This window comes from Bradyrhizobium sp. sBnM-33, assembly GCF_032917945.1.
Classification (GTDB): domain Bacteria; phylum Pseudomonadota; class Alphaproteobacteria; order Rhizobiales; family Xanthobacteraceae; genus Bradyrhizobium.
In genome coordinates, this window is the sequence record NZ_CP136624.1 from 8,599,608 (window position 1) to 8,625,163 (window position 25,556).

The window sequence follows — 25,556 nt, forward strand, 5'->3', positions numbered from 1 at the left end:
CTACTCGGCGGCAGCTTCGGGCCGCAGCGAACGCGGCAGCGGGAAGAACTCGTTCTCCTCCGCGGCCGACACCGTCTCCACATGCAATTCGAAGCGCTCGGCGAAGGCGCCCATGATTTCCTCGACGATCACTTCCGGCGCGGACGCGCCCGCCGTGATGCCGAGGCTCTTGATGCCCTCGAAGCGCGACCAGTCGAGATCCGAGGCGCGCTGCGCCAACACCGAGACCGGGCAACCCTCGCGCTCGGCGACTTCGCGCAGGCGCTGCGAGTTCGACGAATTCGGCGCGCCGACCACGATCAGAGCATCGACCACCGGCGCCACCTTCTTCACCGCGAGCTGGCGGTTGGTGGTGGCGTAGCAGATGTCTTCCTTGTGCGGGCCGTTGATGTTCGGGAAGCGCTCCTTGAGCAGCGCGACGATCTCGGCGGTGTCGTCGATCGACAACGTCGTCTGCGTCACGAAAGCCAGGTTGTTCGGATCCTTCGGCGTGAACGTCTTGGCGTCATCAGCGGTCTCGATCAGCGTCACCGCGCCCGTCGGCAACTGCCCGAGCGTGCCGACTACCTCGGGGTGGTGCGAATGCCCGATCAGCAGGATTTCACGACCGCGCTTGAAGTGGATCGCGGCCTCGCGGTGCACCTTGGTAACCAGCGGGCAGGTCGCGTCCAGTGAGAAGAAATTGCGCGCGCGGGCGTCCGCCGGAACGGATTTGGGAACCCCGTGGGCCGAAAACACCACCGGGGCGTTGGTATTGTCGGGGATCTCGGCGAGTTCCTCGACGAAAATCGCGCCCTTGGTCTTCAGGCTGTCAACGACGTAGCGGTTATGCACGATCTCGTGCCGGACATAGACGGGGGCGCCATAGATGGCGAGCGCCCGCTCCACGGTATCGATGGCCCGCACCACCCCTGCGCAGAAGCCGCGGGGGGAACAAAGCACGATTCTGAGGTCTGGTTTGGCTGGCATGGGGCGCTATCTCAGGACCGAATCACCCCTTGCCGGCGGGCAGGGAACGGCCAATTCGGATAAGGACTTGGGACTGCTTTCGGGCTGTGTCAAGGCACTTTAGCAGACCATTGCGCCAAAGGGGTTGGAAGGCGTATATAGCGCTCAATTCCCGTCATCAACGATGACCACAGGCTTCGCCTCCTAAAAAGAGGTGGGCGAGGCACAAAGGAGATTTGCCATGAGCAATGCACCGCTGATGCCCAAGGCGACGGCCGTGTGGCTGGTCGACAATACGGCGCTGACCTTCGACCAGGTGGCCGATTTCACCAAAATGCACCCCCTTGAGGTCCGCGCCATCGCCGATGGCGACGCCGCCCAGGGGATCAAGGGCATGGACCCGATTTCGACCGGCCAATTGACCCGCGACGAGATCGAAAAGGGCGAAAAGGACCCGAACTACCGCCTCAAGCTCGGCGAGAGCAAGGTGGTGCTGCCGCCGGCCGCCAAGAAGAAGGGCCCGCGCTATACCCCGGTGTCGCGCCGTCATGAGCGGCCGAGCGCGATCTTGTGGCTGGTCCGCAACCATCCCGAGCTGAAGGACGCGCAGATCATGCGCCTGGTCGGCACCACCAAGACCACCATTGCCAGCGTCCGCGACCGCACCCACTGGAATGCCTCGACGCTGACCCCGATGGACCCGGTGACGCTCGGCCTGTGCTCGCAGATCGAGCTCGATTTCGAGGTGCAACGCGCGGCGAAGGAAAAGCCGGTGCCCGCGGCCTACGGCGGTGCCACCCTGCTGCCGGCCTCCGAGACCACGAAGAAGGAGCCGGAGTTCGAGCCAAGCGAGAAGTCGCAGGACGACCTCAACGTCGATGCCGTGTTCGCCAAGCTCAAGAATATCGGCGGCAAGAAGCAGGACCAGGAAGAGTAAGCGCTTCCGATATTTTTTTCGGTTACGAGATTTCAAACGCGGCGGGTCACCTGCCGCGTTTTTTCTTGCGGTGAGCACTGCGAGCCGGCTGGCTGCGCTTCAACCGTACTTCAGCTTCATCAAGAGAATTCCCCCCGCCAAGACAATCGTAATCGCATTCGCAACGATCAGCGGCGCATCTCCGGAAAGCAGGCCGTACAACAGCCAAAGCAGGATGCCGAGCACCATGACGAGAAACATGCCCAGCGAAATGTCGTCTGTGGAGCGGGTTCTCCAGACCTTCACGAGCTGGGGGGCATAAGCGAGGGTCGTGCACGTTGCAGCGGCAAACCCCAGCAGCTTGATTGCAAATTGTTCCATGCCGGGCTTATAGCATCGATTCGAAGATGGTTTGCCAAGCACAACCGGGTGAGCCCAACCCCTCACGCCTTCTTCAAGAACTCCGTGCGCAGCACCAAGCCCTTGACTTTGTCGGTGCGGCCTTCGATTTCGTCCTCATTGTCGGTGAGATGAATGTTCCTGATCACGGTGCCGCGCTTGAGCACGGTGGATGATCCCTTCAGCTTCAAATCCTTGATCAGCGTGACGCTGTCGCCCTCGGCGAGCAGTGCGCCGTTGGAATCCCTGACCTTGATGTCCATGTGATGCTTTCTTGTGAGAAACTGGAGCGCCTCTTCCCTTTTCCCCTTGAGAAGGCGCGCGGACGAAGTCCGCGACGGACGAGGGGTCTGTCTCCGCGGAAACAACCCCTCACCCGTCTCGAATGAGCTATGCTCATCCGATCCACCCTCTCCCACAAGGGGAGAGGGGAAACAAGCTCGCGCTCCTCTTCTCAGCCCAATTCGATCTCGTCGTTCACTTCATGCGTGAGCGCGATGCCGCCGACGGTCAGAACCATCTTCGCCGGCAGCTTCTCATGGCCCTTGAGCTTGCCGGTTTCGACCGCATCGCGCACGGCTTTTTCGATCTCGCGTTGCGAGGTGACGCCGACTTGCTTGAGAAATTTGCGCAGGCTTGCGTTGAAGGTGTCTTCGTTCATGGTGGCCTCCCGTTACGGCCTCGTCGGATTGTTCAGCATTTGCTCGGCGAGATTGCGCTGGGCGCGGTCGGTACGTGCATTGGCGTTGGCGCGCTGGACGTCGCGGTTCTTGCGGCAGATGACGTAGTCGTTCGAGCCCGGCGCGACATTGTTGGAGCGACAGAACGCGTCATCGTCGGCGCTAGTGTCGACCATGGTCGGCTGGCCGCGTTCGAGGCAACCGGCGAGCAGTGGTGCGACGAGCAGGAGGGCGATGAAATGCTTTGCGACTCCGGACTGCATGCAGGGCTCCCGTTCTTCCGATCTCGTCATTGCCGGGCGCCTGTCCCCGACCTGATCGGGGATGACCCGGCAATCCATCGAAAAGATGGCAGCCTGCTTTGACGATGATGGATGCCCGGGTCAAGCCCGGGCATGATGAGGAACCGTCACACCCTGCCCTTCAGCGCGTCGCCGATTTCGTCGAGCACCTTGGGGTCCTCGATGGTGGCCGGCATGGTCCAGCTTTCGCCGTCGGCGATCTTCTTGATGGTGCCGCGCAGGATTTTCCCCGACCGCGTCTTCGGCAGGCGGCCGACCGTGATCGCAAGCTTGAAGGCTGCGACAGGACCGAGCTTGTCGCGCACCAGCGCCACGATCTCCTGTTCGATCTCGGCCGGAGCTCGCGTCACGCCGGCCTTCAGCACCAGGAAGCCGCAAGGTACCTCGCCCTTGATCGCGTCCTTGATGCCGAGCACGGCGCATTCGGCGACATCAGGGTGGGAGGCTAGGATCTCTTCCATGCCACCGGTGGAAAGCCGATGGCCGGCGACATTGATGATGTCGTCGGTGCGGCCCATCACCCAGACATAGCCGTCCTCATCCTTGTAGCCGGCGTCCGATGTCTTGTAGTAGCCGGGAAACTCCGTGAGGTAGGCCTCCCTGAAGCGTTCATCCTGCTGCCACAGCGTCGGCAGGCAGCCGGGCGGCATCGGCAGCTTGATCACGATCGAACCCATGGTGCCTGCGGCCACCGGCCTGGATGCCTCGTCCACCACGTCGACCTGATAGCCCGGCATCGGCACCGTCGGCGAGCCGTGTTTGACCGGCAACATGCCAAGGCCCACCGGATTGCCGGCGATGCACCAGCCGGTCTCGGTCTGCCACCAGTGATCGATGACCGGAACCTTCAACTGCGCTTCCGCCCATTCCACCGTCGGCGGATCGGCGCGCTCGCCGGCCAAAAACAGCGTGCGGAATTTCGACAGGTCATATTTACGGATGAACGCGCCGTCCGGGTCTTCCTTGCGGATGGCGCGGAAGGCGGTCGGCGCGGTGAACAGCGCGACAGCCTTGTGCTCGGAAATGACACGCCAGAACGCGCCGGCGTCCGGCGTGCCGATCGGCTTGCCCTCATACATGATCGAGGTCGCGCCATGGATCAGCGGCCCATAGACGATGTAGCTGTGGCCGACCACCCAGCCGATATCGGAGCCGCACCACCAGACCTCGCCGGGCTTGACGCCGTAGAGGTTGAACATCGACCATTTCAACGCAACCAGATGCCCGCCATTGTCGCGCACGACGCCCTTCGGGATGCCCGTGGTGCCCGAGGTATAGAGAATATAGAGCGGATCGGTCGCGAGCACCGGCGTGCAGGGCGCTGCCTTGCCGGCGTCGAGCGCCGCGCGGCGCAGCGTCGCCCAGTCATGATCGCGGCTCGCCGCGAGTTCGCAAACGTGCTGCGGCCGCTGCAGGATGATGCAGCCTTGCGGCTTCGCGCTGGAAAGCTTGATCGCCTCGTCGAGCAGCGGCTTATACTGCACGATGCGACCGGGCTCGATCCCGCAGCTTGCCGAGAAGATCAGTTTCGGCTTGGCGTCATCGATCCGCGTCGCGAGTTCTTTCGCCGCGAAGCCGCCAAACACCACGCTGTGCACTGCGCCAATCCGCGCGCAGGCCAGCATCGCAAACACCGCTTCGGGCACCAGCGGCATATAGAGGATGACGCGATCGCCCTTGCCGACGCCGAAATCGGCCATCATGGCGGCGAGCGTCTGCACCTCCTTGAGCATCTCGGCATAGGTGAATTTCGAGACGGAATTGGTGAGCGGCGAATCGTGGATCAGCGCCACCTGATCGGCGCGTCCGCGCGCAACATGGCGGTCGAGCGCGTTGTAGCAAGTGTTGACCCCGGCGCCGGCAAACCAGCGGCCGTAAGCGCCCATCGTGGGATCGAAGATCTTTTTGGCCGGCTCGATCCAGTCGATCTCGCGCGCCGCCTCGGCCCAAAATGCTTCCGGGTCCGCCAGCGAGCGGGCATGGACCTCGTGATAGCGGCTGTTGTCTTGGATGTTCATGGCGCACTCCCCGTCTTCACACATGTCGTCATGCCCGGCCTTGTGCCGGGCATCCACGTCTTTGCTTCAAGTCAAAGGAAAGCAAGACGTGGATGGCCGGGACGAGCCCGGCCATGACGGCTGAGCGATATTATTCCGGGGCATTGTCACGGGAAGCGGCGCTAGATCAAGCCGGAAACAGCTTGGCCGCTCGGAGAAACCCCTATTGCCGGGCGATCGCGTTGAGCTTCTCCAGCCTGTCCTCTATGGCCTGGCGGAGATCGTAGCCGCGCCGGCCGAACGAGCTGTTGCGCTTGTCGATGAAATCGCGCTGCTGCCGGGTCAGCGCCAGCGCGACGCGACGGCTGTCGGTTTCCGCGCTGGCGATCACCCGCAGGAATACGTCGTTGACGTTGCGGTCGAGCTGGGCAAGGCTCGCGTCGGCACAGATCGCTTTTTTGACCTGACGTTTAGTACCCGTCGATCCCGTTAATCTGCTGCAGGCGGTCGCGCATGGCCTTCTTCAGATCATAGTCGGGCCGGCCGTATTCCGCGTTGCGGCGGGCGATGTATTCCTCCTGCTCTCGCCGCAGCCTGCGCGCCTGCTGTCGGGTCATCTTCCCGGCGGCCGCCCTGACGTACGACCCTTGAACTTCGCGGTCCAGATCGGCGAGTTCGGGATTGGCGCAGATCGCCTTCTCCACGTTGCGGCGCGCGGTGGCGCAGTTGAAGCTCGGCTTGCCGGCGACCGCTTTCAGCGCGCCCTGCCGCTCCGCCTCCTGCGCCAGCGCCCGGTGGTTGGCTCTTGCGACGACGTGGTCGGGGTTCAGCTTGATCGCCGCGGCAAAATCGGCCACCGCCTTGGGCAGATCACCCTTCTTGCGCCAGAGTTCGCCGCGCGCGTTGTAAACATCGGCGTGCGAAGAATCGAGCCGCAACACGCCATCATAATCGGCGATGGCGCGGTCGATCATGTCCTTACGCTCATAGGCGGTCGCACGTGCAATCAGCGCCTTGATGCGGTCGGCCTTTTCGGTCTTTTCGTTGTCGATCAGCACAGTGCAGAGATGCACCGTCCTGTCGTGATCATGTGCAAGGCCAGCGGCAAGACAGGGCGCAGGATCGATCCGAAAATCCTTGACCGGCTCGCCGCCGGTCGCCGATGCACCATGCGCATACGTCAGCGACAGCAGGCAAGCCACCATCAGGCCGCAGACATCGGGATAGCCTCGCATCGATTGACCCGGGATATGCTGTCGACTGCCGCGCGATCCTAGCAAGGGCTGCGCTTTTCCGACAACGGCCGCTTGCGATTTTCCCCTTTGGGCACAAGACGGATTTTGGCCGAAACGTGACGTACCGGAAGACACAACAGCCTGCACGAGAAAAGATACAATCGGCGATGAAATTTGCCGTGAACCTTTCGTCGGTCTCTCAGACTCAACAACCATGACCACATTGACCGACTTGCGTCCGCCGCGCGCCATCGCGCAATCCCAATCAGCCTATTTCTACTTCTACATGGCGCTGGCCTGCACGGCCGTTGCCTTTCTCGGCTTCGCGCCGACCTACTGGCTGCCAATGGCGCAGCGATCGTTCTCGGCCTCGCCCGTCGTGCACTTTCACGGCCTGCTGTTTTTCGCCTGGTCGCTCTATTTCGCATTCCAGAGCTGGCTTGCTGCATCCGGCAAAGTCGCCCGGCACCGCGCTATCGGCATGATCGGCGTCTCGCTGGCGACCGCAATGACGATTTTTGGTTTCCTGGTCGCGGTCCACGCGATGAAACGCTCCGCTGCGGCGGGATTGACCAATGAAGGAATCGCCTTCGCGATCGTTCCCCTCAGCGGAATTCTGTTCTTTGCCGTGGTGTTCACGCTGGCGATTGCCGCCATCCGGCGGCCGGAAACCCATAAGCGGCTGATGCTGCTGGCCGGCATTTCGCTGCTGGACGCCGCGGTCGCCCGCTGGTTTCTCACCTTCCTCGCGCCTCCCGGCCCGCTCGGCCCGCCGCCGGTACCCGTGACCATCCCGCCGGCTTTCGTCGCCTATCTCCTGCTGGTCGCCGCCATCGCGTTCGACTGGCGCACGCGCGGCCGGCCGCATCCGGTCTATATCTACGGCGGCATTGCGCTGATCGCGGTAAAACTCCTGAATTGGCCGATCAGCGTCACGCCGCTCTGGCACTCCTTCGCGGGCGGCATCCTGGCGATGGCGCAGTAGCGCAAGGGCCGTCATTCCGGGGCGCGAGTGAAGCGAGCGACCCGGAATCCAGAGATTGTTGCGCGAGATTCCCCGATGTGCAATTGCACATCTGAGGTTCGCGCTTCGGGCGCCCCGGAATGACCAGAACTAACTCGACTTCACGGTGATCCCGCCATCGACCACGAGCTCGATCCCGGTGACGTAACGGGACTCGTCGGAGGCGAGAAACAGCGCCGCATTGGCGACGTCCCAGGCGTCGCCCATGTGCCCCATTGGCACCTGCGCGTCGCGCGCCCGCCACATCGCTTCGACGTCGCCGGCCGAATAGCTTGCCGCAAGGCCGGCCGAGTGCTCGACCATCGGCGTCTTCATCAGGCCCGGCAGGATGCAGTTCACGCGAACATGGTCTTTCGCGAATTGCACGGCGGTGGTGCGCGTCATCTGGTTCATCGCCGCCTTCGAGGCGCCATAGGTGACGTATGAAATGCCGAGATGGCGAATGGACGCGATCGACGAGATGTTGATGATCGAGCCGCCGCCCTGCTTCTGCATCACGGGAATGACGTGCTTCATGGCAAAATAAGCGCTCTTGAGATTGACCGCGAAAACGTGGTCCCAACTCGCCTCGTTCACTTCGACGACGCTGCCCATTTCGGCGATGCCGACATTGTTGTCGAGCACGTCGATGCGGCCATAGGCCTTTAGGCACGCCGCCACCATAGCCTCGACCTCGGCCTCGCGCGAAACGTCGGCGGTGAAGGCGACAGCCTTACCGCCCTCGCCCGTGATGATGCTGACGGTTTCTTTCGCGGCAGCCGCATTGCGATCGACGCAGAACACGCTGGCGCCCTCGCGCGCAAAGGTGACGGCGGTCGCCTTGCCATTGCCCCAGCCGGGACCGATCGATCCCGCGCCCACCACCATCGCCACCTTGCCCTTGAGCCGCTCCATCGACTTCTTCTCCCGTTGGGTTTTCGTTGCGTTGCAGCGCGCACGAACGCGGCGCATCCGAAGTTGGGGCGGGAAATTGGACGGACGGCGGCCTTGGGTCAACCGCTCCGAAAAGCTAAAGCAGCGACTTGGACATAGGCCGAAAAGCCCCTTGCCACCGCCACCCAAACCGGACTGAATGCGGCCCGCGAACGAGGCCCGCCGCAGTCGGGCCGGAAAGTTAACCGGTCCCCGGGGGGAAGTATGGCCGTAGACAAGACAACGCCGCCCAATGACGAGGTCGTCGCCGTTTCGGACGAAGCCTTGCACAAGGCGGAAGCCTACATCGAGGCCGAAGAAGGCGCGGCCAACCGTCTGATGGGGTGGGCGGGGCGCATCTCGACCACGATTGCCGTGGTGATGAGCCTCTTTCATCTCTATGCGGCCTATGCCATCGTTCCGACCCAGGAACTTCGCTACACCCACGTCGCCTTCACCTTGATCTTGAGCTTCCTGCTGTTTCCGCTGGCAACGCGGTTTCGCAACCGTGTGCGCTGGTGGGACATCGTTCCCGGGATCGTAGCGGTCGCAACTGTCGTCTACGCGCTCTGGGGTGGCGAGGATTTTACCGATCGCGCCACCACGCCCGACCGCTGGGACGTGATCGTCGGCATCGTCTTCATCGTGATGCTGCTGGAGGCGACGCGGCGCACCACCGGCGCAATCATGCCGGTGGTGTCGATCCTGTTCATCGCCTATGCGATGCTCGGCCCCTATTTGCCGGCGCCCTGGACCCATCGCGGCTACGACCTGCCCCGCCTGGTCGGCCATCTCTTCATTACGCTGGAAGGCATTTTCGGTGTCGCGGTCGACGTGTCGGCGACCCTGATCATCCTGTTCACCATCTATGGCGCATTCCTGCAGCATTCCGGCGCCGGCAAGTTCTTCATCGATTTCTCTCTGGCCCTGATGGGCGGCAAGCCGAACAGCGCCGGCCGCACCGTGGTGTTGTCGTCATTCCTGCTCGGCGGCCCCTCCGGGTCGGGCGTCGCCACCACCGTGATGATCGGCACCGTGGCTTATCCGATGATGGCCAAGGCGGGCTTCGAGAGGAACGCCGCGGGCGGATTGCTGGCTGCCGGCGGGCTTGGCGCGATCCTGTCGCCGCCTGTGCTCGGCGCGGCCGCGTTCCTGATCGCCGAGTTTCTCAAGATCAGCTATCTCGACGTAATCTGGATGGCGACCATACCGACCTGCCTTTATTACATGTCGCTCTTGTTCATGGTCGAGCTGGACGCCAAGAAATTCCACGCCAAGAACGTGACCTTCACGCCCGAGATGTCGCTCGGCCAGATGACCATGCGGTACGGCTTCCACTTCATCTCACTGCTCGCCGTCGTCTTTTTCATGGTCATCGGCTACTCGCCGTCGCTATCGGTGTTCTACGCCATTGTCGTGACGTTCGCGCTGAGCTTCCTGCGCCGGGAGACTGCGCTGGTGCCGAGCAAACTGGTGAAGGCACTGGCCGACGGCTCGATCGGCGCACTCAATGCCGCGACCACCTGCGCCTGCGCCGGCATCGTCGTCGGCATCGTGACCCTGACCGGTCTCGGCCTCAAATTCTCGTCGATCGTCATCGCCTATGCCGGCGGCAGCCTCTTGCTGACCGCGATCTACACCGCGCTGATCGTCTGGATCATCGGCCTCGCCGTGCCGGTGACGGCGTCCTACATTATCTGCGCGGTCATCGCAGCGCCCGCGCTGGTCAAACTCGGCGTGCCCGATTACGCCGCGCATATGTTCATCTTCTACTATGCCGTGCTGTCGGAGGTCTCGCCGCCGACGGCGCTGTCGCCGTTCGCCGCAGCCGCCATCACCGGCGGCGATCCGTACAAGACCACGCTGCAATCCTGGAAATATACGCTGCCGGCGTTCCTGGTGCCGTTCGTCTTCGTGCTCGATCCGCAGGGCGGCGGCCTGCTGATGTCGATCCCCAAGGGTGGATCGTGGGTCGATATTCTCGAAATCACGATCAAGACAAGCCTGGGGCTGCTGGCGCTGGCTGCGTTTGCCCAGAACTGGGCGCTGCGACAAAATACAGCGGTCGAGCGCGGCCTGCTTCTGCTATCCGGACTGCTGCTGGTGTTCCCAAGCCTGATTGAGGCATTGGTCGAATGGATCACCGGGCGCGATATCAGCTACACCTATGTGCCGGGCCTGATCATCGGTTTCGGCGTATTGCTGTGGCAGGCCAGAACGCGGTCGCCAGAGCGGCCTGCGCTCACAACATAGAGAAGAAGCAATTGAGGAGACAAAAATGAAAAAGACCACAGCGATACTGGCGATGGCCCTGGGGCTCGCCTTTGCCGGCGCAGCCCATGCGCAGCAGAAAACCATGTCGATCGGCACCGGCGGCACCGGCGGGGTCTATTATCCGCTCGGCGGTGCGGTTGCCAACGTGCTCTCCAAGAACCTTCCCAACGTGCAGGCTACCGCCGAAGTCACCGGCGGCTCGGTCGACAATCTCAAGCTGATCGGCGCCGGCAAGAGCGAGCTCGCCTTCACCATGGCCGATGCCGCGCTCGATGCGCTGAAGGGCGAGGACAAGTTCAAGAGCGGCAAGGTGCCGTTGCAGGCGCTGCTCGTGGTCTATCCGAACCGCATGCATGTGGTGACGGTAGAAGGCACCGGTATCCAGACCATGGCAGACCTCAAGGGCAAGCGCGTTTCGACGGGTTCGCCCGGCAGCGCCACCGAAGTGATGGCATTCCGTGTCATCGAGGCGGCCGGCCTCGATAAGGACAAGGACATGAAGCGCGAGCGGCTCGGGGTTGCCGAATCCGTCAATGCGGTGAAGGACCGCAAGATCGACGCCTTCTTCTGGGTCGGCGGTATTCCGACCGCTGCAATCACCGATCTCGCGGCGACGCCGGGCCTGAAGATGAAGCTGATCGACCATGGCGATTTGGCCGAGAAGATGAACGCCAAATACGGCAAGCTCTACTCGTCGAGCAAGATCAAGGCGGGCTCGTATCCCGGCTACGACAAGGACAACTCCATCACCGAAGTCTGGAATCTGATCGTCACCGGCGACAAGATGAGCAACGAGGACGCCTACACCATCGTCAAGACGCTGGTGGAGAAGAAGGCGGACATCGTCGCCGTGCACAAGGAAGCCGAGAGTTTTTCGCTCGATAACCAGGTGCAGGAGCGCTCGCCGATCCCGTTCCATCCCGGCGCGTTGAAGTACTTCAAGGAAAAGGGCGTCGGCGGCTAGCGGTGTGCTTGAGCTAATTCGGCTTGCGTCATCAGTGACCGCGGTCTGCCGAGGACCGCGGTCATTCTTTTTGCCATCGATAGGGTTGTGAGTGTCGCGGCATTGCTGCTCCTGTGAAGGAGCGCTCAGGCGACGTTCGCTAAGCCACGAACATCGCGGCGCCAGCGAGCGACCACAGGCGTTAACACGCGAGGCTGATCAAATGTTGTCCAAGCCGGGCGTCAGCGCGTTGAAGCCGATGAAATGACCCCATCGAGTTGCCCGGGCGCTGGTTGGCTGCGTCCCGACCAGCAGTTTCCCTAAAATTTTATTCTTGTCGGCGGCTTTAACCCTACCGAAGCAATCATGTGACCTCACGCAAAAATTCCATGATTGCGACCGCAACGCCGATGTACCACTGGCGTCGGGGTATTTGGTGGGAGCGCGGCATGGAGCAGATCAACTTTAGCGAGCATTCTCGGGGAGCGCACTTTGGGCATCGGAAGCTGACGCCCAGAGCGTGCGTCATCGACAGCAAAAAGCACCTGCGACTGTTTCTTTCCGACGCTCTCGAGGATCTCGGGTTCGTGACTTGTGAATGCGGCCAGGCCGGCGATTTGGCAGGCGTACTGCAGGCGGAGCAGCCCGACTTGATCGTGCTCAGCGTGTGCGCCGACGGGATCAATGTCGGCGAAATTCTCGAGGCGATCGTCCGGAAAAATTTCGCCGGCAAGGTTCTCGTGATCGGTCAGCCCGACGCGATCATGGTTAAGGCCGTCAGGCAAATTGGCGAAGAATACGGCATTGCCATGCTGCCCTCCCTGCCGACGCCGTTCGGCGCGGCGAGCCTGCGCGCCAGCCTCGCGACGCTATTGCCTGCCGAACCGGCGCCAAGCCCCGCCGTCGACGTCGCCGAGGCGTTGAAGGCTGGCTGGCTCGAATTGTGGTACCAGCAGAAGATCAACACCCGCACGCTGGTCCCCAGCGGAGCGGAGGCGCTGGTCCGGATGCGGCATCCTGCCTGGGGCGTGGTCCCGCCGGCCTACTTCATTCCCGACGACAAGGATCCGCATTTTCGCAAGCTTTCCGAATTCGTGATCGGCCGCGCGATCGAGGATTGGCGCTATCTGCTGGAGAGCCAGGGTCCGGTCGACCTCTCGATCAACCTGCCGATATCGTTCTTCGACGACGCAGCGGCGGTGCGTGATCTGTGCCGCGCCATGCCCGCCCACCCGGCATTCGGCGGACTTTTGATCGAAATCAACAGCAGCGAGGTGGTCGACCATTTGGATCTCGCAGTGGACACCGCAAGACGGCTGCGCCTGCACAATATCGCGATCGCAATCGACAATGTCGGCGCGGAATGGCCGTCGCTGCTGGAGCTTCGGAGTTTCCCCTTCGTCGAGGTGAAGGTCGACCAACAATACGTCAGGGGCTGCGCGGACGACCGGCTGAAGCAGACGGTATGCCGACGCATCGTCGAACTGGCCCGAGACAACGGAGCTCGCGCCGTCGCCCAGGGCATCGAGACCCGCGCCGAGTATCTTGCCGCGCACGACATGGGATTCGATCTGATCCAGGGCCATCTGTTCGGCAAGCCGGTCGGGGTGCGCAAATTCGCGCGGTCGCGCCCTCAGCTTGCAGCCGGCTCCGAGAAGGCTCTCTGAGCGAGGCTCACTCGAACTTCATGTCGATGCATTTCACGATGTCGGAGCCGAGACCGGACGAGATGATGATGCAGCCGCGCACCTTCAGATTATTGTTATCGCTGGCCCACACCGCATAGCCGCCGGGACCGAAGAACGAGTTGGTATTCGGCCCTTCGGTTTCGGTGGCGTCGAACGAATAGTTTGAATCGGCATCGAAGATACGCGGCTTCTTGGTGCAGCCGCCGTCGGCCTGCACGTTGATGACTTCCTTGTTGTCCCGCGTCAGCGCCATCGAGACCTGGCAACGGAAATACTCTGACGTCTTGGTGTTGAACACGTACGCATAGGATTTGCAGGTCGAGGTGTTGAGCTTGCCCGCGGCCAATCCCCGGCTGCAGGCGATCCGCTGGTTGTTGGACAGCTTGAAATTGTCAGCCTCTGACGCTTGAGCCGGCGTCATGAACGATAGCGCAACACCAAGACCGAATTTCATGACGCGATTCATCCTGATCATCCCTATGACGTTTTTCGCAATGCATGCTTGTAGCCGGAAACGCGAACATAGTCGCGAAGTCAGACGCGGGAAATCACAAACTCTCAAGGGCCGCGTGATGCGTCGAAGGTGGCAATTGACGGCGCAACGCCGTTCGTGATTTGTTCAAAACGTGGGACAGAAGCCGCTTAAGGCCGCTGGGAGGATGACGATGACGAGCGTTTCGACAAAATCAGTTTTAGTGGCGGTCGCACTGACGGGGCTGGCTACATCGGCATGTGCGCAAGGCGCGGCACCGACTCCTTGGGAATTGAAGTCGGACATGGCTTATGCCTACGGCAGGGACGGCAAGACGCTCGCCTACAAGCTGGGCACTAACAATGCGGGTCTGCTGCTTAAGGGCGCCAAGAAGGTGCCGAAGGGCACGTTGTTCTTCATCGGCCAGAATGGGCAGCTCTACATGCGCTCAGGCCCCTATCTGGAAGGCGACGGCAAGTTCATGTTCGGGTCGGAGTGAGCTTTCTTCCTTCTCCCCTTCTGGGAGAAGGTGGCTTCGCGGAACGCGAAGGCGGATGAGGGGTCCTGTCTCCGCGGATAGAAACCCCTCATCCGGCGCGGATTTCATCCGCGCCACCTTCTCCCGCAAGGGGAGAAGGGAAGAGGCTTCCTAAAACGCCGCCGCCAGCTCCTTCGCGCCGGGCTTGCTCGAATTGAAATCCATCCGCTCGTCGGTGATCGCCAATAGTTTCGCCACTGTGTTATGGCGGATTGCGACCGGGTTCCGCTCGTAGCCACCGCGCTGGAAGAAATTCGAGGTCGGCACCTGCGCGCGCATCGCCTGCGGCATGGTCACCATGTCGAGGCCGGTGCCGTCGCCGGTCAGGTTCATCATTTCGAGTTCGGCGGCCGTCAGCGGGCGGCTGTAGCCCTTGGCGCGCGCGAAGTGCACCGAGGTGAGGAGCTTGTGGGTCTGCAGCATCGGCCCGACGTCGATATCGAGCACCATAGCGTGCACAGCCCAGCCCTGCGGGGTGTTGGCGAGCTTCTCATGCTCGGACCAGGTATCCGGGACGGTGCGCGTAAACGCCACCATCCTTTTCAAGACGGCGAGCTTGTGGTCCATCACCTTGCGCGGCGCGCCCGACAGCGTGGCGGCCTTTGCCGTCATTTCCCTGATGATTTCGTGGCCCTGTTCGGCCAATAGCTCAACGCTGTTGGTGGTGAGCAACTGATTGTAGCCGATCGCGGTCGAGATCGCGCGCGAGCCCGGTTTCGAGGGGTTCAGCCCCGACTGCATGTCGTGATTGCCGTTACCGCCGGTCTCAAACGAGTAGACCCGCACCGCCTGCTCGCGCGTTAGTCCGGCGGCCAACGCGTAGCGGGCATAGGCGCGCTTGAACTCAACCTCGGTTGCCGGCCGTTGCGGCGTGAACTGGAAATGCTCGGCGGCCGCTTTAAGAAAATCGGCAACCACCGGCAGCGGCTTGCGCTCGCGCGGCGGCTTCTCCTCCTCCGGCTCCGGACTGACCGGACGCTTCGGACCGGTGTAGACCGGCGGCTGCGTCAGCACGTAATCGTTGAGCTTGATGGCCTGGCGTTCCCGGCGCTTGGCGTTGCGGCCCTTTCGCTTCTCGGAGATCGAGGCCCAATAGGCGCCTGCCTCCTCTTCGAACGCGGCGCGGGCTTCCTGATACTCTTTCAGCTTGCGACGGTATTCGGCCATCGCCTGCGGCGAAGCCGCTTGCGCCATGGCATCGGCGGTTGAGGCAGGGAGCAGCTCCGTCGCCACGGCAGGCGGCGCACTCGCGAGCAGCGCGAGCGCGGCTAATCCGGAACCCATACGAATCAATGGCAGGCGCATCGCATCGTTGTAGCAAGCGCGCCCGAGATGTCAGCCCCGAAAGGAGCGACATTAGGTGGTGTCTTTCTTCCCTTCTCCCCTTGTGGGAGAAGGTGCCTTCGCGAAGCGAAGGCGGATGAGGGGTTCTATCCGCGGAGAGAACCCCTCACCCGTCTCGAATGAGCTCCGCTCATTCGATCCCCCCTCTCCCACAAGGGGAGAGGGGAAGAGTCCCGCCTCGCGCCGTGCGCCCTACTCCTGCTCGACGCCGCTGGCTTTCACTAGCTGCGACCACTTCTTCTCATCCTTGTCGATGAAGGCGGCATAGTCTTCGGGCGTGCCCGGCGTGATTTCGGTGCCATCATTGCCCAACTGCTTCTTCACCTCGTCGGAGGCGAGCGCGTCGCGCAACGCCTGGTTGAGCTTGTCGACGATCGGCCGCGGCGTGCCGGCGGGCGCGACGAGGCCGTAGTAGAGCGAGGCGTCGAAGCCGGTTAGCCCCGCTTCCATCAGCGTCGGCACGTCGGGCAACAGGCTCGATCGCGTGATGCTGGTCACCGCGAGCGCCCGCAATTTGCCGGCGGCGACATTGCTGTGCGAGGCCGGGATCGGCGCGAACGCCATCGGGATGTGGCCGCCCAACAGATCCGTCAGCGCCGGACCGGTGCCCTTGTAGGGAATATGCACCAGCTTGATGCCGGCGGCGCGGGCGAAATACTCGCCCGTAATGTGGCTGGCGGTACCGGCGCCGGCCGAGCCGAAATTGACCTTGTTGGCATTGGCCTTCGCATAGGCGATCAGTTCGGCCACGCTTTTCGCGGGGAACGACGGATGCACCACCAGCGAATTCGGTGCGTTGCCGATCATGCCGATCGGCGCAAAGTCCTTGCGCGGATCGTAGCCGGGATTTTTGTAGAGCGAGGGGCCGATCGCCAGCGTGCCGGTGTAACCCAAGAGCAGCGTGTAGCCATCGGGATCGCTTTTCGCGACCGCCTTGGTGCCGATCGTACCGCCCGCGCCGGGACGGTTGTCGACCACCACCTTCTCGCCGAGCTGTTCGCTCATTTTGTCGGCAATGGCGCGGCCGACGATCGAGGTGCTGCCGCCCGGCGCGAACGGAATGACCAGGGTGATGGCGCGGGCAGGATAGGCCTGCGCGTGCGAAACGTCTGTTGCTGCGCTCAAGCCGAGCACGGCGGCTGCAACGCAAAGCCACTTTCTCCCGATGGACATGGCGGGCGAGCTCCCGGATCTGTTGTTCTTCTTGACTCAGCTATCGTCGCCGAAACCGCCGACGTCCGCAACCCGCGCCGCGTGAGCACACGCTCTCACATGGTGAGATGAGCAGGCGTTTCGGCGGCGGTGCCGACTCTATTTCCAGGCGAACACCGGCTGCTCCAGTTCGGCCACCCGGGTCTCGCGGCCAGCCAGCACTTCAGCAAACTGATAGATCAGTGCCGCCGTCGGCGCGTGGATGTGCTGGCCGGCATGGCGGAAGCGGATCACGCGCCGCGTGCTTTCGGGGATGGTGGTGAAGCTGAAGGCGCCTTCGCGCTCGATATCGCCGAGCGCGACACGATGCACCGAGGCGACCTCCGCCGCATTGGGGATGATATCGGCGCTTGTACCGACCCAGACCACGACAGGCGTGATCAGATAGCCTGAGCGCGTCGGGTAATCGTCGAGCAGGCCCAGCACATCGCCCTCGCCGAGGTCGACGCCGAGCTCTTCGTGAAACTCGCGCAACGCCGCCTGTGCCGGCGTCTCGCCGTGATCGCAGCGTCCGCCGGGCAACGCCCATTGAGCGGCGTGGGCGCGCAGGCTTGCAGCGCGGCGGGTCAACAGAAATGTGGTGCCGGGGCCGCTCTCGGCCTCGGTCAGCGCAATGGCGACCGCGGCGCGCTTCAGCTCAGGCTCCGCGCCCTCCGAGGCAGCTCGCGTAAACGCCGCGCAAAGCGCTGCAATATTCCGCCGTGTGGTATCGTCAAATGGCCTGACCATCCCGCTTGACTACAACACCAGCGCATCAGATGAAATGACCTCGGACAGCACGATAGCCCGCAGGAAACGGAAAGCACGACATGACAGCCAAGGCCGCGGACAAGCTCAAATCCGACGGCTGGAAGATCGTCGAAACCTCCGGCTTCCTGCACCTGATCGGCCCGCTATGGCAGCGCGTCGTCGACGGCGCGCACGAATACGCGCTTGCCACCGAGGACAAGCACCACAACCGCCGCGGCCTGGTGCAGGGCGGCGTCATCATGACCTTCGCCGACCGCACCTGCGGCATGACCGCCCGCTTCGTCTCCGGCAAGCCGACGCTGGCGACCGTGCAGCTCGATACGCACTTTGTCGAAGCCGGCAAGATCGGCGAGGTTTTGGTGTCAAAGCCGCACGTGGTGCGCTCGACACGGAGCCTTATTTTCATCACGACGGAAGTGACGGTCGACAAACGCTGTATCGCGATGGCGAGCGGCGTGTTCAAGATATTGAAGAGCGAAGCTTGAAGTACCGCCCCTCCGCGTCATTGCGAGTAGCGAAGCGACGAAGCAATCCATGCCTTAGCTTGCGGCGCCATGGATTGCTTCGCTGACGCTCGCAATGACGGATGACAACCGCTATCTTGCCTGGACCCGCTTAAGGACCCCACCCCATGCAATACCGCCAACTCGGCCGCAGCGGCCTGAAGATTTCACCGATCTGCTTGGGCACCATGATGTTCGGCGGCCCCACCGACGAGGCGACGTCGTCGCGCATCATTGCGAAAGCGCGCGAGGCCGGCGTCAACTTCATCGACACCGCGGATGCCTATAATGGCGGCCAGTCCGAGCAGGTGGTCGGCCGCGCCATTTCAAACAATCGCACGAACTGGATTCTGGCGACAAAACTCGCCAACCAGATCGGCGACGATCCCAACCGCGGCGGGCTGTCGCGGCGCTGGGTGATGCAGGCCGCGGACGAGAGCCTGCAGCGGCTCGGCACCGATTTCATCGACATCTATTATTTGCACAAGGAAGACCACGCGACGCCGCTGGAGGAGACGGTGCGCGCGATGGGCGATTTGATGCGCCAGGGCAAGATCCGCTATTTCGGCGTCTCCAACTACCGCGCCTGGCGCGTCGCCGAGATCTGCAACATCTGCGACAACAACGGCATCGATCGCCCGATCGTCAGCCAGCCCTATTACAACGCCATGAACCGCATGCCCGAAGTCGAGCACTTCCCGGCGTGCGGCTATTACGGCCTCGGCATCGTGCCCTATAGCCCCTTGGCGCGCGGGGTGCTGACCGGCAAGTACAGGCCGGATGCGGCGCCCGACCAGGACACGCGTGCGGGGCGCGCCGACAAGCGCATGATGCAGACCGAATGGCGTCCGGAATCGCTGCAGCTCGCCCAGCAAATCAAGCAGCACGCCGAAGCCCGCGGCATCACCGCCGGGCAATTCGCGGTTTCATGGGTGCTGAATTCGTCGTTCGTAAGCGGGGTGATCGCGGGTCCCCGGACCGAACAGCAATGGGATGATTATATCCAAGCGCTGGACTATCGCTTCACGGCGGAGGACGAGGCGCTGATCGACCGGCTGGTGGCGAGTGGCCATCCCTCGACGCCGGGGTTCAATGACCCAGCTTACCCGATCGAGGGCCGGCGGGCGCGGACGGACGGCCAAGCTCGATGAGCTGAAACGACGGTTCCGCGGCGGCCACGACTTGTCGTTGCAGCACGGCTGGAACGCTCAGTAACGGGATAGTAACCTCGCCCGTAGAAACTTCCCTGTTCAGGTGGAGGTCCATGTGGTGGACGAGCACAGAACAGCACCACGGCGTCGGCTCTTGAAGGCGGGCAGGATTTCGTTCGGCGGCGGCGCCGCCATCGATTGCACGGTGCGCAACCTCTCCGAAACCGGCGCCGCGCTCGAGGTGATCTCCCCCGTCGGCATTCCTGAACGCTTCACGCTGGTGATCGAAGCCGACCACATCCATGTGCCGTGCCGCGTCGTCTGGCGAAAAGAGACGCGGATCGGGGTTCGTTTCGAAACCTGACCGGCGCACTCCAGCAACCGTCGCGCGCGGCACGCGACCGCGCACGACAAATCGTCTGAAACACACCCGAGTTCCCGGACTCGAAGAGTCAGTGCCTGGATTCGAGGCTGACGATCACGCCTGTGGGCTCGGGCTCGTGTGGCGACAATTTCGTCAGCGTCTCATCGCTCCAATAAGCAAGGTTTACGATCATGCCGATTGTGGTGTCCCGCTCGGAAGCCTCTGTCGGTTCCAAGACGTTGAGCCCGCCGCTGTCGAGGAAGAATGTATGATCCCCAAACATGCTGGCTAGCTGCGGGACCACCGGATGATCGTCGGGAAGCGCCTGGGCTTCGAATTGCGTCAGAGCGCGTTCCACCTGTGCCGAGTTCAATTTCATGCACGATCTCCTTACTTGGCTTCTGGTTGGTGAGCACCGCGTGACGGCCTTGACCGCGCGCGGCTCTTCTGCGGAGGGAATGACGTTCAAGCGTGTCGAATCCTGATCGCTCGTCCCCACCAGCGCCGCGCGCCGGCTCGCAGCTTCGCTTTCAATTCCGCAAGCAAGCCGAATTGAAGTCGGGACAGTGGTGCCTCTTGGCGCCGCTTCAAGCGGGCAACAAAATTAAATTAGCAATGTTCCGCACAACGGCATCTTTAAAGCCCATTGTTCCGCCGATCGGCGACATACGAGGCCACAATCGGCTATTTCCCGTCGGGAATGGGATGCCGCCTAGCCAGTTCGTCGAGCGGCAGATGGGCTTCCTCGTCGCTCAGTGCAAAACGCACGATGACATCCTGACGCCTGACCTGCCCCCAAAGGCCATCCGACGACCATTTCTGCGGCGCAGGCCCTCGCAGGCCTTCCACCCAAACGAAGTACCATTCCGTCATCGCAGCACCTCTTGGAGCTTCGATCAGGTCTTGCACCGGAACCAGATGCACCGTGGCCTCGTTGCAATGATATCGCAGGCCTCGAGCGTGAAACAGGCCGCTCGGCTCGTGCCGGCTACTTCCGAAGACGATGCAACGCTGCTGCCGGAAGCCTCATACGCATCCTGAGAGAGAAGGATTTCGTCATGGAGATCAGGAATTTCAAGGATATGTATCTTGCCGAACTGCAGGAACTGGTGAGCGTCGAAGACCAACTTGCGGAAGCACTGCTGCGTATGGCGGCGGCAGCATCCCACCCTGCACTCAAGGACGCGCTGGTGGACCATCACGCGGAGACGGTCACGCAGAAGGCTCGCCTTGTGGCCATCCTTCGCCAGCATGGCGCTGACCCAGAGGCGCATGTCGACCAGGCCATGCAGGCGCTCATCCGCGAAACCCGGAAGATGCTCGGCATGCTGGAGGGCGACGATCTTCGCGATGCCGGCCTGATCGCATCGGCCCAGAAGCTCGAGCACTATGAAATCGCCGCATACGGCTCGGCCGCCGCGCTGGCCGGGCAGTTGGAATTGCGCAACGACCAGGCGACGCTGCATAGCAGCCTGATGGAAGAGAAAGAGATCGATGCGCTGCTCACCGATATCGCCAAGGGTGAGGTCAATCCGGATGCGCTGGCGGCGTGACTAGGGCGCTGCTGGCCTCGCAAACGCTCACGCCGCGCCAGCATGGCCGGATATTCAGATGTAGGTTGGCGGGACGTTCGGTCGAGCTGACTCACGTCCGATCTTCACTCTCGCGACGCTGCCTGAAATGGGGACTCGCAGCCTCGTCATGGCCGCTGCGGCTGCTGAAGAACATCAGCGCCATCAGGCCGCATCCGATCAGCAGCGAGAAGAACGTGCCAAGGCCAAGTGCAATCCAGCCGTGCGTGCTCATCGGAACGTCGCTGCTTGCGTTCCAGACGTAAGCGGCCCACACGCCGGTGAGGACAAGCAGAGCACCAAGTACGATGAGCACGACGATTTGCCCCGAGCCGATCTTGGCTCTGTCCGAAGATCGTTGCATGCGCCAACTCCATCTTCCGCTAGAAGTTTCCCTCTGCGACTTGCGCGCATGGAACACCCTTGGCGCGCCACATCTTCACGACCTAATCGCGGTCGTCGAAGGCCATGATCGGCCGATAACGGTCGGCCTGAAGCCGGTCCAGCAACTCCGCCTTGACAATGTAGTCCGGGCGGCGGTCGCGGCGGTTTCGCATGTACAAAGGACCACGCAGACCGGTTTCGCGTTCTAGCCAGTCTTCGGTTTCTTCGCGCACCTCATCCGAGCGGCCCGACACAAAGACCACCGGCTTGGCTTTGGAAAGATGCCGGGCCAGGTCGCAGATGTGCTCAATGGCTTTGTCATCGGCGCTGGCTGCGAAAAACGCGCGCCAGTTCTTTTGCTTTCGTTCGATGTGGTGCAACCGGTGGGACACATCGGCAAGTGTCCCGTCGATGTCGAAGACGTAGCAGTCTTTCGGTGCGGTTTTCATCATAGTTATAACGAATTCTGCCAGACGGCAGTTCCTGGGAACGGTGGCAATCACCCCGCGTTTCCTCTGATCGGAGCAAGGAGGTGGCGATGAAACAAAGCGACGATCGCGCCCGCAACAAGGGCGAAAGCGCCAGCCCGAACACGAAAGGTAATGCGCCGCAGCATCAAGGCGGCGACGCGAGCCGGAAGGCTCAGCAATGGGGCGGCGGAAACAAGGCTGCGAAAGGTCCGATCACCAAGGAAGATCGGCAGAACGAGAATTCCAGCGCCAAGAGCTAACGTAAAGAGCTGACGCCAAGCGCTGACACACCAAGAGCTGACTTATGGCCAAAACGAAGGCAACCGCAGAGCCGGGCAAGCGGATTGGGAAACACGGCGGCAATCGAGGTGGACACCACGCGAGAGGTGCCGAGAAGCTAGTTCGCGCCGGTCGTCAAGGCGCGGGCAAGGATCCTCGCCGGGGCGGCAAAGGCCGTCGTTAGTTTCAGCAAGTAGCGCACGTGGGGACAACACGGTCGCGCGAGGCCGCGGCCGATGGCGGCTCCCACGTCGTTTCCGTTGTGGTGGGTGACTGTCAGGATTCAACTGTCAAACAGCGAAAGGGTATGCGTCCGCATTCTCGCGGCGTAAGCGCCCGAGCTACCGACTGGCTTGTTGAGCCCGCGATTTGTCGGCTGGCTGCTCCTGACCTTTTTCGTCTCGCACAATGCCTTGCTGTGCGGAGTTGCGGTTCTCCGGTTTCGGCATGCCGGCCTGGCCGCCGTGCTTGCCGCCCATGTCCTGCTGGCCTTCCAGATCATTTTCTTTCGGCATTTGCAGCCTCCGTTACGAGCCGACCAAACGGGCGAAGCCTGATTTCGTTCCTGCCCCCCAACCGGGCTCCAAGGCTCTTGCGCATATGCAGCAATTTGAAACGAGCCGACGCTTGTGAAGGTCAATGATCGCAATTGCGGAAACCGACTGCGGGCAAGCTCCTTCGAGCGTCAGAAGGAACAGAAGGGACGCGATAATGTTGCCCGTCATGGCTGAGACGTTGTCACAACTTGTCGCGGACTCCTTTGAGATCGCCTGGGATTACCTTGAGGCAACCGGCGAGCTGGGCAGCCCGGATATTGCGGCCAATCATCTGCTCGATACGATTGAAGCGATGATCAGGTGTGGAGAGCGGCGACGCTTGCTGCTCTCGAACAATGCCATCACCGCCTACCAGCGTTTCAGGGCCGAGCAACCGTTATCCCTGGCCTCGTAGAGGAACAGCCCCTTCCCGAGCGCGTTTTCTCTTCGGAGGTGTGCAATGGACAATCTCACGAAGAGAGACCAGCCCGACCGCAGCAAGATCAACATGCATGAGGACTATGAGGTCAAGCACTGGACCAAGGCGCTCGGCGTGACGAAGGAAGAACTGCAGAAGGCCGTCGACAAGGTCGGGAATTCAGCCGCCGCCGTTCGCAAGGAGCTTGGCCTGTTGGGTGCGTCTCACTCGTGATCGACCCGAAATGCCCTCTGTGCTTCGGTTTGGGATGGGCCTCCGAGAAACATCCAAAGCGTGCATAGGGGGAGAGATGTGCTGTCAGTGCGGTTCGGGTATGCCTGGCGAATATCAGCGGGCCAACGGGCTTGAACGGCAGGATATCTCGACGGTGATGCAAGAGGATGAGGCTGGTCCGGCATCAGGGAACTTTGGTTCACCTGATGCGTTGATTTGGATGCATCCTTTTGAACAACGAGAGAAGCCCGCTACCTCGGCCGAAGAGCGCGCCGCGAAGGCGGAGAAGCGCCGCCTGGAGGCCGAGCAGGCGATCCGCGAACGCAAAGCGGCCGACGATGCTTTCCGCGCCAACTTCGAGCGATTGAAAGCCGAACGCCTCGCCCGCGAGGCAACCAATTCATAGCGCATTGCTGCGCTTCCCAGTGGTATCAATGAGGGGATGTATCCCTCATTGAGGTGAAGGCCCACGGTGCTTCGCGCCGGGGGCCTTTTGCTTTTCTGCAACGTAGCAGGCAGTCCGCATGAGCAAAGCAACATGCGGGGATCGGCACTAACAAGACCCTATCGCTTCGCTCATCCGAGCTACGCTTGCTTCAAGCAGTCACGAGGAAATCCGCGGCATTAAACTCGGTCACAAGGCGACCCAGGAACACCACCTGATTGCCCTCGCCGAGATCAAGGGTGGCGCCCGAAGGTGCCGCGCTTAGATTGTCCAGCGGATCGAACTCGGCTCCAAAGCCTTCCAACACCACGAGGTCCTGCGTCACGTCGAAGTCGGTGATGAGATCATTGCCTGGTTCAGACTCGCGAAAGATAAACTGATCAGCCCCACCGAAGCCGGCGAGGTTGTCGTCGTCGGCGCCGCCTTCGATCGTATCATCAGCATTGCCGCCGATGATGGTGTCATTGCCGCGGTCTCCAAACAGGCGGTCGGGCGCGTGATCCGCCAACTCCTGGTTGGCGACCGCCCGGATCAGGTCGTCACCCTCACCGCCAAAGATCGTGTCGGCGGCAACGTCGCCGCCTCGCAGCGTGTCATTCCCGGCGTCCCCAAATACGATATCGCCCGTAGGATCGTTCCAGGCGATGAAGTCATCGCCGTCGCCGCCGAAGACGGTATCCCTTCCGGCCATGCCGCCAACGGTGTCGTTGCCGCTATCGCCGAAAACCAGGTCATTGCCGGCCCCTGTATTGATGTCGTCGTCGCCCTCGTCGCCCTCGATAATGTCGTCGCCATCGCCGCCTTCGAGTCTGTCGTTCCCGGCAAGGCCACGGATGATGTCATTGCCGCCGAGCCCGGGAAGGAAATCGTCGCCCTCCGTTCCAACGACAACGTTGTCGTTGTCATCTGCAATTGCGATCAACTGACCCCGGATCTCGCCCCCTGGAAATTGCTCCGTATGGACGTTGAAATAGATCGGGATCTCCGATCCAACCGGAGCTGAGCCGAATTCGTCGGCGAAGTTGGTGATTGGAACGCTGGCGGGGTCCGTCGTCTCCCATCGACCGCTTACCGTCCAGGAGCCATCCGCATTCAGCGCGATGTTGAGATCATCTTGGTCCTGCGCCGGGTCGATCTGCCCGAAGACAACGGGCCCGTTTGCTCCTCGCACTTCATTGTGAAAATGCGTGGAGGTGACGTCATCTGAGGTCGACGGCGTCTGGGCCGCACCACCCGTAATCGGCCCGTAATCGACGCCTTCGATCTGAAAGGTATAGCTCGCGGCAATTTCCGTGCTGTCAAAGATGACAGTGCCGAGACCGCTTGCCGTCGAGTTGTTCGGCGGGACTTCCTGAGCGCCTTCGAGAACCACGCGGAACGCTGTGGACATGAGAGCCTCCTGCTCTTTGCTCAGCAGGTCGGGCGGCCAGCGACGCCGGCCTGCACATGTGGCAGATGTTACACCCGGCTCGCGCCGGCATGGATTAGGCGCCGCGTCGCTCCGCTATCGCGGAATCGGCGCGTTGTCCTTCTCGCGGTATTTCGGCCGAGAACAAGGGATCGCTGG

Annotated in this window: 32 protein-coding genes and 1 pseudogene; 14 read left to right on the forward strand and 19 right to left on the reverse strand. The window is 62.1% G+C overall.

Features of this window, described 5'->3' with window-relative positions; translation table 11 throughout:
- Window positions 1-969, reverse strand: coding sequence for a 4-hydroxy-3-methylbut-2-enyl diphosphate reductase (gene ispH, locus RX328_RS40355; RefSeq protein WP_065726692.1), 969 nt, complete (start codon window positions 967-969; stop codon window positions 1-3).
- 220 nt (window positions 970-1,189) lie between these two features.
- On the opposite strand from ispH, the gene RX328_RS40360 reads away from it, so the two are divergent.
- Window positions 1,190-1,885 (forward strand): DUF1013 domain-containing protein, encoded by a 696-nt coding sequence (locus RX328_RS40360; RefSeq protein WP_213246498.1) that lies wholly within the window; start codon window positions 1,190-1,192, stop codon window positions 1,883-1,885.
- Between the two features lie 99 nt (window positions 1,886-1,984).
- On the opposite strand, the gene RX328_RS40365 is transcribed toward RX328_RS40360, so the two are convergent.
- The 7 genes from RX328_RS40365 to RX328_RS40395 all read right to left on the reverse strand — a co-directional run bounded on the left by RX328_RS40365 (window position 1,985) and on the right by RX328_RS40395 (window position 6,477).
- Complete coding sequence (locus tag RX328_RS40365; protein WP_213246496.1) at window positions 1,985-2,245, reverse strand: SemiSWEET transporter; 261 nt, start codon at window positions 2,243-2,245, stop codon at window positions 1,985-1,987.
- Window positions 2,246-2,307: 62 nt separating this feature from the next.
- Window positions 2,308-2,526 (reverse strand): alkylphosphonate utilization protein, encoded by a 219-nt coding sequence (locus tag RX328_RS40370; protein WP_079542102.1) that lies wholly within the window; start codon window positions 2,524-2,526, stop codon window positions 2,308-2,310.
- A 191-nt stretch (window positions 2,527-2,717) separates the two neighbouring features.
- A complete protein-coding gene (locus RX328_RS40375) occupies window positions 2,718-2,924 on the reverse strand; it encodes a DUF6494 family protein (RefSeq protein WP_213246494.1) in 207 nt (68 codons plus the stop codon).
- Window positions 2,925-2,936: 12 nt separating this feature from the next.
- Entirely contained in the window at window positions 2,937-3,206 is a 270-nt protein-coding gene (locus RX328_RS40380) for a hypothetical protein (RefSeq protein WP_213246493.1), read from the reverse strand.
- Between the two features lie 146 nt (window positions 3,207-3,352).
- Window positions 3,353-5,263, reverse strand: a complete 1,911-nt coding sequence (locus RX328_RS40385) for a propionyl-CoA synthetase (RefSeq protein WP_213246492.1) — start codon at window positions 5,261-5,263, stop codon at window positions 3,353-3,355.
- A 202-nt stretch (window positions 5,264-5,465) separates the two neighbouring features.
- Entirely contained in the window at window positions 5,466-5,693 is a 228-nt protein-coding gene (locus RX328_RS40390) for a lysozyme inhibitor LprI family protein (RefSeq protein ID WP_213247056.1), read from the reverse strand.
- 19 nt (window positions 5,694-5,712) lie between these two features.
- On the reverse strand, window positions 5,713-6,477 hold the full coding sequence (locus RX328_RS40395; protein ID WP_249726024.1) for a tetratricopeptide repeat protein: 765 nt from the start codon (window positions 6,475-6,477) through the stop codon (window positions 5,713-5,715).
- 214 nt (window positions 6,478-6,691) lie between these two features.
- Between RX328_RS40395 and RX328_RS40400 the strand changes: the two genes are divergently transcribed.
- Window positions 6,692-7,462: a hypothetical protein gene (locus RX328_RS40400; protein WP_213246491.1), complete on the forward strand. Its 771-nt coding sequence runs from the start codon at window positions 6,692-6,694 to the stop codon at window positions 7,460-7,462.
- A 129-nt stretch (window positions 7,463-7,591) separates the two neighbouring features.
- Here RX328_RS40400 and RX328_RS40405 read toward each other — a convergent pair whose 3' ends face one another.
- Window positions 7,592-8,395, reverse strand: a complete 804-nt coding sequence (locus RX328_RS40405) for an SDR family NAD(P)-dependent oxidoreductase (RefSeq protein WP_213246490.1) — start codon at window positions 8,393-8,395, stop codon at window positions 7,592-7,594.
- Between the two features lie 243 nt (window positions 8,396-8,638).
- On the opposite strand from RX328_RS40405, the gene RX328_RS40410 reads away from it, so the two are divergent.
- The 3 genes from RX328_RS40410 (at window position 8,639) to RX328_RS40420 (ending at window position 13,297) form a co-directional block, all read left to right on the forward strand.
- On the forward strand, window positions 8,639-10,666 hold the full coding sequence (locus RX328_RS40410; RefSeq protein ID WP_213246489.1) for a TRAP transporter permease: 2,028 nt from the start codon (window positions 8,639-8,641) through the stop codon (window positions 10,664-10,666).
- Between the two features lie 25 nt (window positions 10,667-10,691).
- Window positions 10,692-11,651: a TAXI family TRAP transporter solute-binding subunit gene (locus tag RX328_RS40415; protein ID WP_213246488.1), complete on the forward strand. Its 960-nt coding sequence runs from the start codon at window positions 10,692-10,694 to the stop codon at window positions 11,649-11,651.
- Window positions 11,652-12,079: 428 nt separating this feature from the next.
- On the forward strand, window positions 12,080-13,297 hold the full coding sequence (locus RX328_RS40420; RefSeq protein ID WP_213246486.1) for an EAL domain-containing protein: 1,218 nt from the start codon (window positions 12,080-12,082) through the stop codon (window positions 13,295-13,297).
- A 7-nt stretch (window positions 13,298-13,304) separates the two neighbouring features.
- Here RX328_RS40420 and RX328_RS40425 read toward each other — a convergent pair whose 3' ends face one another.
- Window positions 13,305-13,784, reverse strand: coding sequence for a hypothetical protein (locus RX328_RS40425; protein WP_213246484.1), 480 nt, complete (start codon window positions 13,782-13,784; stop codon window positions 13,305-13,307).
- A 199-nt stretch (window positions 13,785-13,983) separates the two neighbouring features.
- On the opposite strand from RX328_RS40425, the gene RX328_RS40430 reads away from it, so the two are divergent.
- Window positions 13,984-14,289 carry a hypothetical protein gene (locus tag RX328_RS40430; protein ID WP_213246482.1) on the forward strand — a complete coding sequence of 102 codons (306 nt, stop codon included), beginning with the start codon at window positions 13,984-13,986 and terminating at the stop codon, window positions 14,287-14,289.
- 150 nt (window positions 14,290-14,439) lie between these two features.
- On the opposite strand, the gene RX328_RS40435 is transcribed toward RX328_RS40430, so the two are convergent.
- The 3 genes from RX328_RS40435 to RX328_RS40445 form a co-directional block, all read right to left on the reverse strand.
- On the reverse strand, window positions 14,440-15,633 hold the full coding sequence (locus RX328_RS40435; RefSeq protein ID WP_213246480.1) for a hypothetical protein: 1,194 nt from the start codon (window positions 15,631-15,633) through the stop codon (window positions 14,440-14,442).
- Between the two features lie 231 nt (window positions 15,634-15,864).
- Window positions 15,865-16,845 carry a Bug family tripartite tricarboxylate transporter substrate binding protein gene (locus tag RX328_RS40440; protein ID WP_213246478.1) on the reverse strand — a complete coding sequence of 327 codons (981 nt, stop codon included), beginning with the start codon at window positions 16,843-16,845 and terminating at the stop codon, window positions 15,865-15,867.
- 138 nt (window positions 16,846-16,983) lie between these two features.
- Window positions 16,984-17,613 (reverse strand): NUDIX hydrolase, encoded by a 630-nt coding sequence (locus RX328_RS40445; RefSeq protein ID WP_213246476.1) that lies wholly within the window; start codon window positions 17,611-17,613, stop codon window positions 16,984-16,986.
- An 80-nt stretch (window positions 17,614-17,693) separates the two neighbouring features.
- Here RX328_RS40445 and RX328_RS40450 point away from each other — a divergent pair, with 80 nt between their 5' ends.
- The 3 genes from RX328_RS40450 (at window position 17,694) to RX328_RS40460 (ending at window position 19,652) form a co-directional block, all read left to right on the forward strand.
- Window positions 17,694-18,119 carry a PaaI family thioesterase gene (locus tag RX328_RS40450; RefSeq protein WP_213246474.1) on the forward strand — a complete coding sequence of 142 codons (426 nt, stop codon included), beginning with the start codon at window positions 17,694-17,696 and terminating at the stop codon, window positions 18,117-18,119.
- 146 nt (window positions 18,120-18,265) lie between these two features.
- Window positions 18,266-19,288, forward strand: a complete 1,023-nt coding sequence (locus RX328_RS40455) for an aldo/keto reductase (protein WP_213246472.1) — start codon at window positions 18,266-18,268, stop codon at window positions 19,286-19,288.
- A 118-nt stretch (window positions 19,289-19,406) separates the two neighbouring features.
- Window positions 19,407-19,652: a PilZ domain-containing protein gene (locus tag RX328_RS40460; RefSeq protein ID WP_213246469.1), complete on the forward strand. Its 246-nt coding sequence runs from the start codon at window positions 19,407-19,409 to the stop codon at window positions 19,650-19,652.
- An 88-nt stretch (window positions 19,653-19,740) separates the two neighbouring features.
- Here the strand turns inward: RX328_RS40460 and RX328_RS40465 are convergent, their stop codons facing one another.
- Both RX328_RS40465 and RX328_RS40470 read right to left on the reverse strand, forming a co-directional pair.
- A complete protein-coding gene (locus RX328_RS40465) occupies window positions 19,741-20,031 on the reverse strand; it encodes a hypothetical protein (protein ID WP_213246467.1) in 291 nt (96 codons plus the stop codon).
- A 305-nt stretch (window positions 20,032-20,336) separates the two neighbouring features.
- On the reverse strand, window positions 20,337-20,576 hold the full coding sequence (locus RX328_RS40470) for a hypothetical protein (RefSeq protein WP_312017930.1): 240 nt from the start codon (window positions 20,574-20,576) through the stop codon (window positions 20,337-20,339).
- A 134-nt stretch (window positions 20,577-20,710) separates the two neighbouring features.
- On the opposite strand from RX328_RS40470, the gene RX328_RS40475 reads away from it, so the two are divergent.
- Window positions 20,711-21,205: a ferritin-like domain-containing protein gene (locus RX328_RS40475; RefSeq protein ID WP_213246465.1), complete on the forward strand. Its 495-nt coding sequence runs from the start codon at window positions 20,711-20,713 to the stop codon at window positions 21,203-21,205.
- Window positions 21,206-21,296: 91 nt separating this feature from the next.
- Here RX328_RS40475 and RX328_RS40480 read toward each other — a convergent pair whose 3' ends face one another.
- Together RX328_RS40480 and RX328_RS40485 are read right to left on the reverse strand one after the other, a co-directional pair.
- The gene (locus RX328_RS40480) at window positions 21,297-21,587 is read right to left on the reverse strand and encodes a hypothetical protein (protein WP_213246463.1); all 291 of its coding nucleotides are present in this window, start codon (window positions 21,585-21,587) and stop codon (window positions 21,297-21,299) included.
- 82 nt (window positions 21,588-21,669) lie between these two features.
- Window positions 21,670-22,152: pseudogene (locus RX328_RS40485) on the reverse strand (HAD family acid phosphatase); the annotation flags it as partial.
- Here RX328_RS40485 and RX328_RS40490 point away from each other — a divergent pair.
- Complete coding sequence (locus RX328_RS40490; RefSeq protein ID WP_247510300.1) at window positions 22,146-22,337, forward strand: hypothetical protein; 192 nt, start codon at window positions 22,146-22,148, stop codon at window positions 22,335-22,337. The pseudogene RX328_RS40485 and the gene RX328_RS40490 sit on opposite strands and share 7 nt — an antisense overlap.
- A 360-nt stretch (window positions 22,338-22,697) precedes the next feature.
- On the opposite strand, the gene RX328_RS40495 is transcribed toward RX328_RS40490, so the two are convergent.
- The gene (locus tag RX328_RS40495; RefSeq protein ID WP_213247123.1) at window positions 22,698-22,871 is read right to left on the reverse strand and encodes a hypothetical protein; all 174 of its coding nucleotides are present in this window, start codon (window positions 22,869-22,871) and stop codon (window positions 22,698-22,700) included.
- Window positions 22,872-23,067: 196 nt separating this feature from the next.
- On the opposite strand from RX328_RS40495, the gene RX328_RS40500 reads away from it, so the two are divergent.
- The 3 genes from RX328_RS40500 to RX328_RS40510 all read left to right on the forward strand — a co-directional run bounded on the left by RX328_RS40500 (window position 23,068) and on the right by RX328_RS40510 (window position 23,950).
- The gene (locus RX328_RS40500; protein WP_249726023.1) at window positions 23,068-23,307 is read left to right on the forward strand and encodes a hypothetical protein; all 240 of its coding nucleotides are present in this window, start codon (window positions 23,068-23,070) and stop codon (window positions 23,305-23,307) included.
- Between the two features lie 45 nt (window positions 23,308-23,352).
- A complete protein-coding gene (locus RX328_RS40505; protein WP_213246461.1) occupies window positions 23,353-23,544 on the forward strand; it encodes a DUF3606 domain-containing protein in 192 nt (63 codons plus the stop codon).
- 100 nt (window positions 23,545-23,644) lie between these two features.
- Window positions 23,645-23,950, forward strand: coding sequence for a hypothetical protein (locus tag RX328_RS40510; protein WP_312017929.1), 306 nt, complete (start codon window positions 23,645-23,647; stop codon window positions 23,948-23,950).
- Window positions 23,951-24,140: 190 nt separating this feature from the next.
- Here the strand turns inward: RX328_RS40510 and RX328_RS40515 are convergent, their stop codons facing one another.
- Window positions 24,141-25,361 (reverse strand): CHRD domain-containing protein, encoded by a 1,221-nt coding sequence (locus RX328_RS40515; RefSeq protein WP_312017928.1) that lies wholly within the window; start codon window positions 25,359-25,361, stop codon window positions 24,141-24,143.
- Window positions 25,362-25,556 lie beyond the last annotated feature (195 nt).

Excerpts from the sequence above, each read along its gene's own strand:
- ispH (WP_065726692.1), bottom strand. The coding sequence starts at position 969 with ATGCCAGCCAAACCAGACCTCAGAATCGTGCTTTGTTCCCCCCGCGGC.
- RX328_RS40360 (WP_213246498.1), top strand. The coding sequence starts at position 1,190 with ATGAGCAATGCACCGCTGATGCCCAAGGCGACGGCCGTGTGGCTGGTC.
- RX328_RS40365 (WP_213246496.1), bottom strand. The coding sequence starts at position 2,245 with ATGGAACAATTTGCAATCAAGCTGCTGGGGTTTGCCGCTGCAACGTGC.
- RX328_RS40370 (WP_079542102.1), bottom strand. The coding sequence starts at position 2,526 with ATGGACATCAAGGTCAGGGATTCCAACGGCGCACTGCTCGCCGAGGGC.
- RX328_RS40375 (WP_213246494.1), bottom strand. The coding sequence starts at position 2,924 with ATGAACGAAGACACCTTCAACGCAAGCCTGCGCAAATTTCTCAAGCAA.
- RX328_RS40380 (WP_213246493.1), bottom strand. The coding sequence starts at position 3,206 with ATGCAGTCCGGAGTCGCAAAGCATTTCATCGCCCTCCTGCTCGTCGCA.
- RX328_RS40385 (WP_213246492.1), bottom strand. The coding sequence starts at position 5,263 with ATGAACATCCAAGACAACAGCCGCTATCACGAGGTCCATGCCCGCTCG.
- RX328_RS40395 (WP_249726024.1), bottom strand. The coding sequence starts at position 6,477 with ATGCGAGGCTATCCCGATGTCTGCGGCCTGATGGTGGCTTGCCTGCTG.
- RX328_RS40400 (WP_213246491.1), top strand. The coding sequence starts at position 6,692 with ATGACCACATTGACCGACTTGCGTCCGCCGCGCGCCATCGCGCAATCC.
- RX328_RS40405 (WP_213246490.1), bottom strand. The coding sequence starts at position 8,395 with ATGGAGCGGCTCAAGGGCAAGGTGGCGATGGTGGTGGGCGCGGGATCG.
- RX328_RS40410 (WP_213246489.1), top strand. The coding sequence starts at position 8,639 with ATGGCCGTAGACAAGACAACGCCGCCCAATGACGAGGTCGTCGCCGTT.
- RX328_RS40415 (WP_213246488.1), top strand. The coding sequence starts at position 10,692 with ATGAAAAAGACCACAGCGATACTGGCGATGGCCCTGGGGCTCGCCTTT.
- RX328_RS40420 (WP_213246486.1), top strand. The coding sequence starts at position 12,080 with ATGGAGCAGATCAACTTTAGCGAGCATTCTCGGGGAGCGCACTTTGGG.
- RX328_RS40425 (WP_213246484.1), bottom strand. The coding sequence starts at position 13,784 with ATGAATCGCGTCATGAAATTCGGTCTTGGTGTTGCGCTATCGTTCATG.
- RX328_RS40430 (WP_213246482.1), top strand. The coding sequence starts at position 13,984 with ATGACGAGCGTTTCGACAAAATCAGTTTTAGTGGCGGTCGCACTGACG.
- RX328_RS40435 (WP_213246480.1), bottom strand. The coding sequence starts at position 15,633 with ATGCGCCTGCCATTGATTCGTATGGGTTCCGGATTAGCCGCGCTCGCG.
- RX328_RS40440 (WP_213246478.1), bottom strand. The coding sequence starts at position 16,845 with ATGTCCATCGGGAGAAAGTGGCTTTGCGTTGCAGCCGCCGTGCTCGGC.
- RX328_RS40445 (WP_213246476.1), bottom strand. The coding sequence starts at position 17,613 with ATGGTCAGGCCATTTGACGATACCACACGGCGGAATATTGCAGCGCTT.
- RX328_RS40450 (WP_213246474.1), top strand. The coding sequence starts at position 17,694 with ATGACAGCCAAGGCCGCGGACAAGCTCAAATCCGACGGCTGGAAGATC.
- RX328_RS40455 (WP_213246472.1), top strand. The coding sequence starts at position 18,266 with ATGCAATACCGCCAACTCGGCCGCAGCGGCCTGAAGATTTCACCGATC.
- RX328_RS40465 (WP_213246467.1), bottom strand. The coding sequence starts at position 20,031 with ATGAAATTGAACTCGGCACAGGTGGAACGCGCTCTGACGCAATTCGAA.
- RX328_RS40475 (WP_213246465.1), top strand. The coding sequence starts at position 20,711 with ATGGAGATCAGGAATTTCAAGGATATGTATCTTGCCGAACTGCAGGAA.
- RX328_RS40480 (WP_213246463.1), bottom strand. The coding sequence starts at position 21,587 with ATGCAACGATCTTCGGACAGAGCCAAGATCGGCTCGGGGCAAATCGTC.
- RX328_RS40490 (WP_247510300.1), top strand. The coding sequence starts at position 22,146 with ATGAAACAAAGCGACGATCGCGCCCGCAACAAGGGCGAAAGCGCCAGC.
- RX328_RS40495 (WP_213247123.1), bottom strand. The coding sequence starts at position 22,871 with ATGCCGAAAGAAAATGATCTGGAAGGCCAGCAGGACATGGGCGGCAAG.
- RX328_RS40500 (WP_249726023.1), top strand. The coding sequence starts at position 23,068 with ATGTTGCCCGTCATGGCTGAGACGTTGTCACAACTTGTCGCGGACTCC.
- RX328_RS40505 (WP_213246461.1), top strand. The coding sequence starts at position 23,353 with ATGGACAATCTCACGAAGAGAGACCAGCCCGACCGCAGCAAGATCAAC.
- RX328_RS40510 (WP_312017929.1), top strand. The coding sequence starts at position 23,645 with ATGCCTGGCGAATATCAGCGGGCCAACGGGCTTGAACGGCAGGATATC.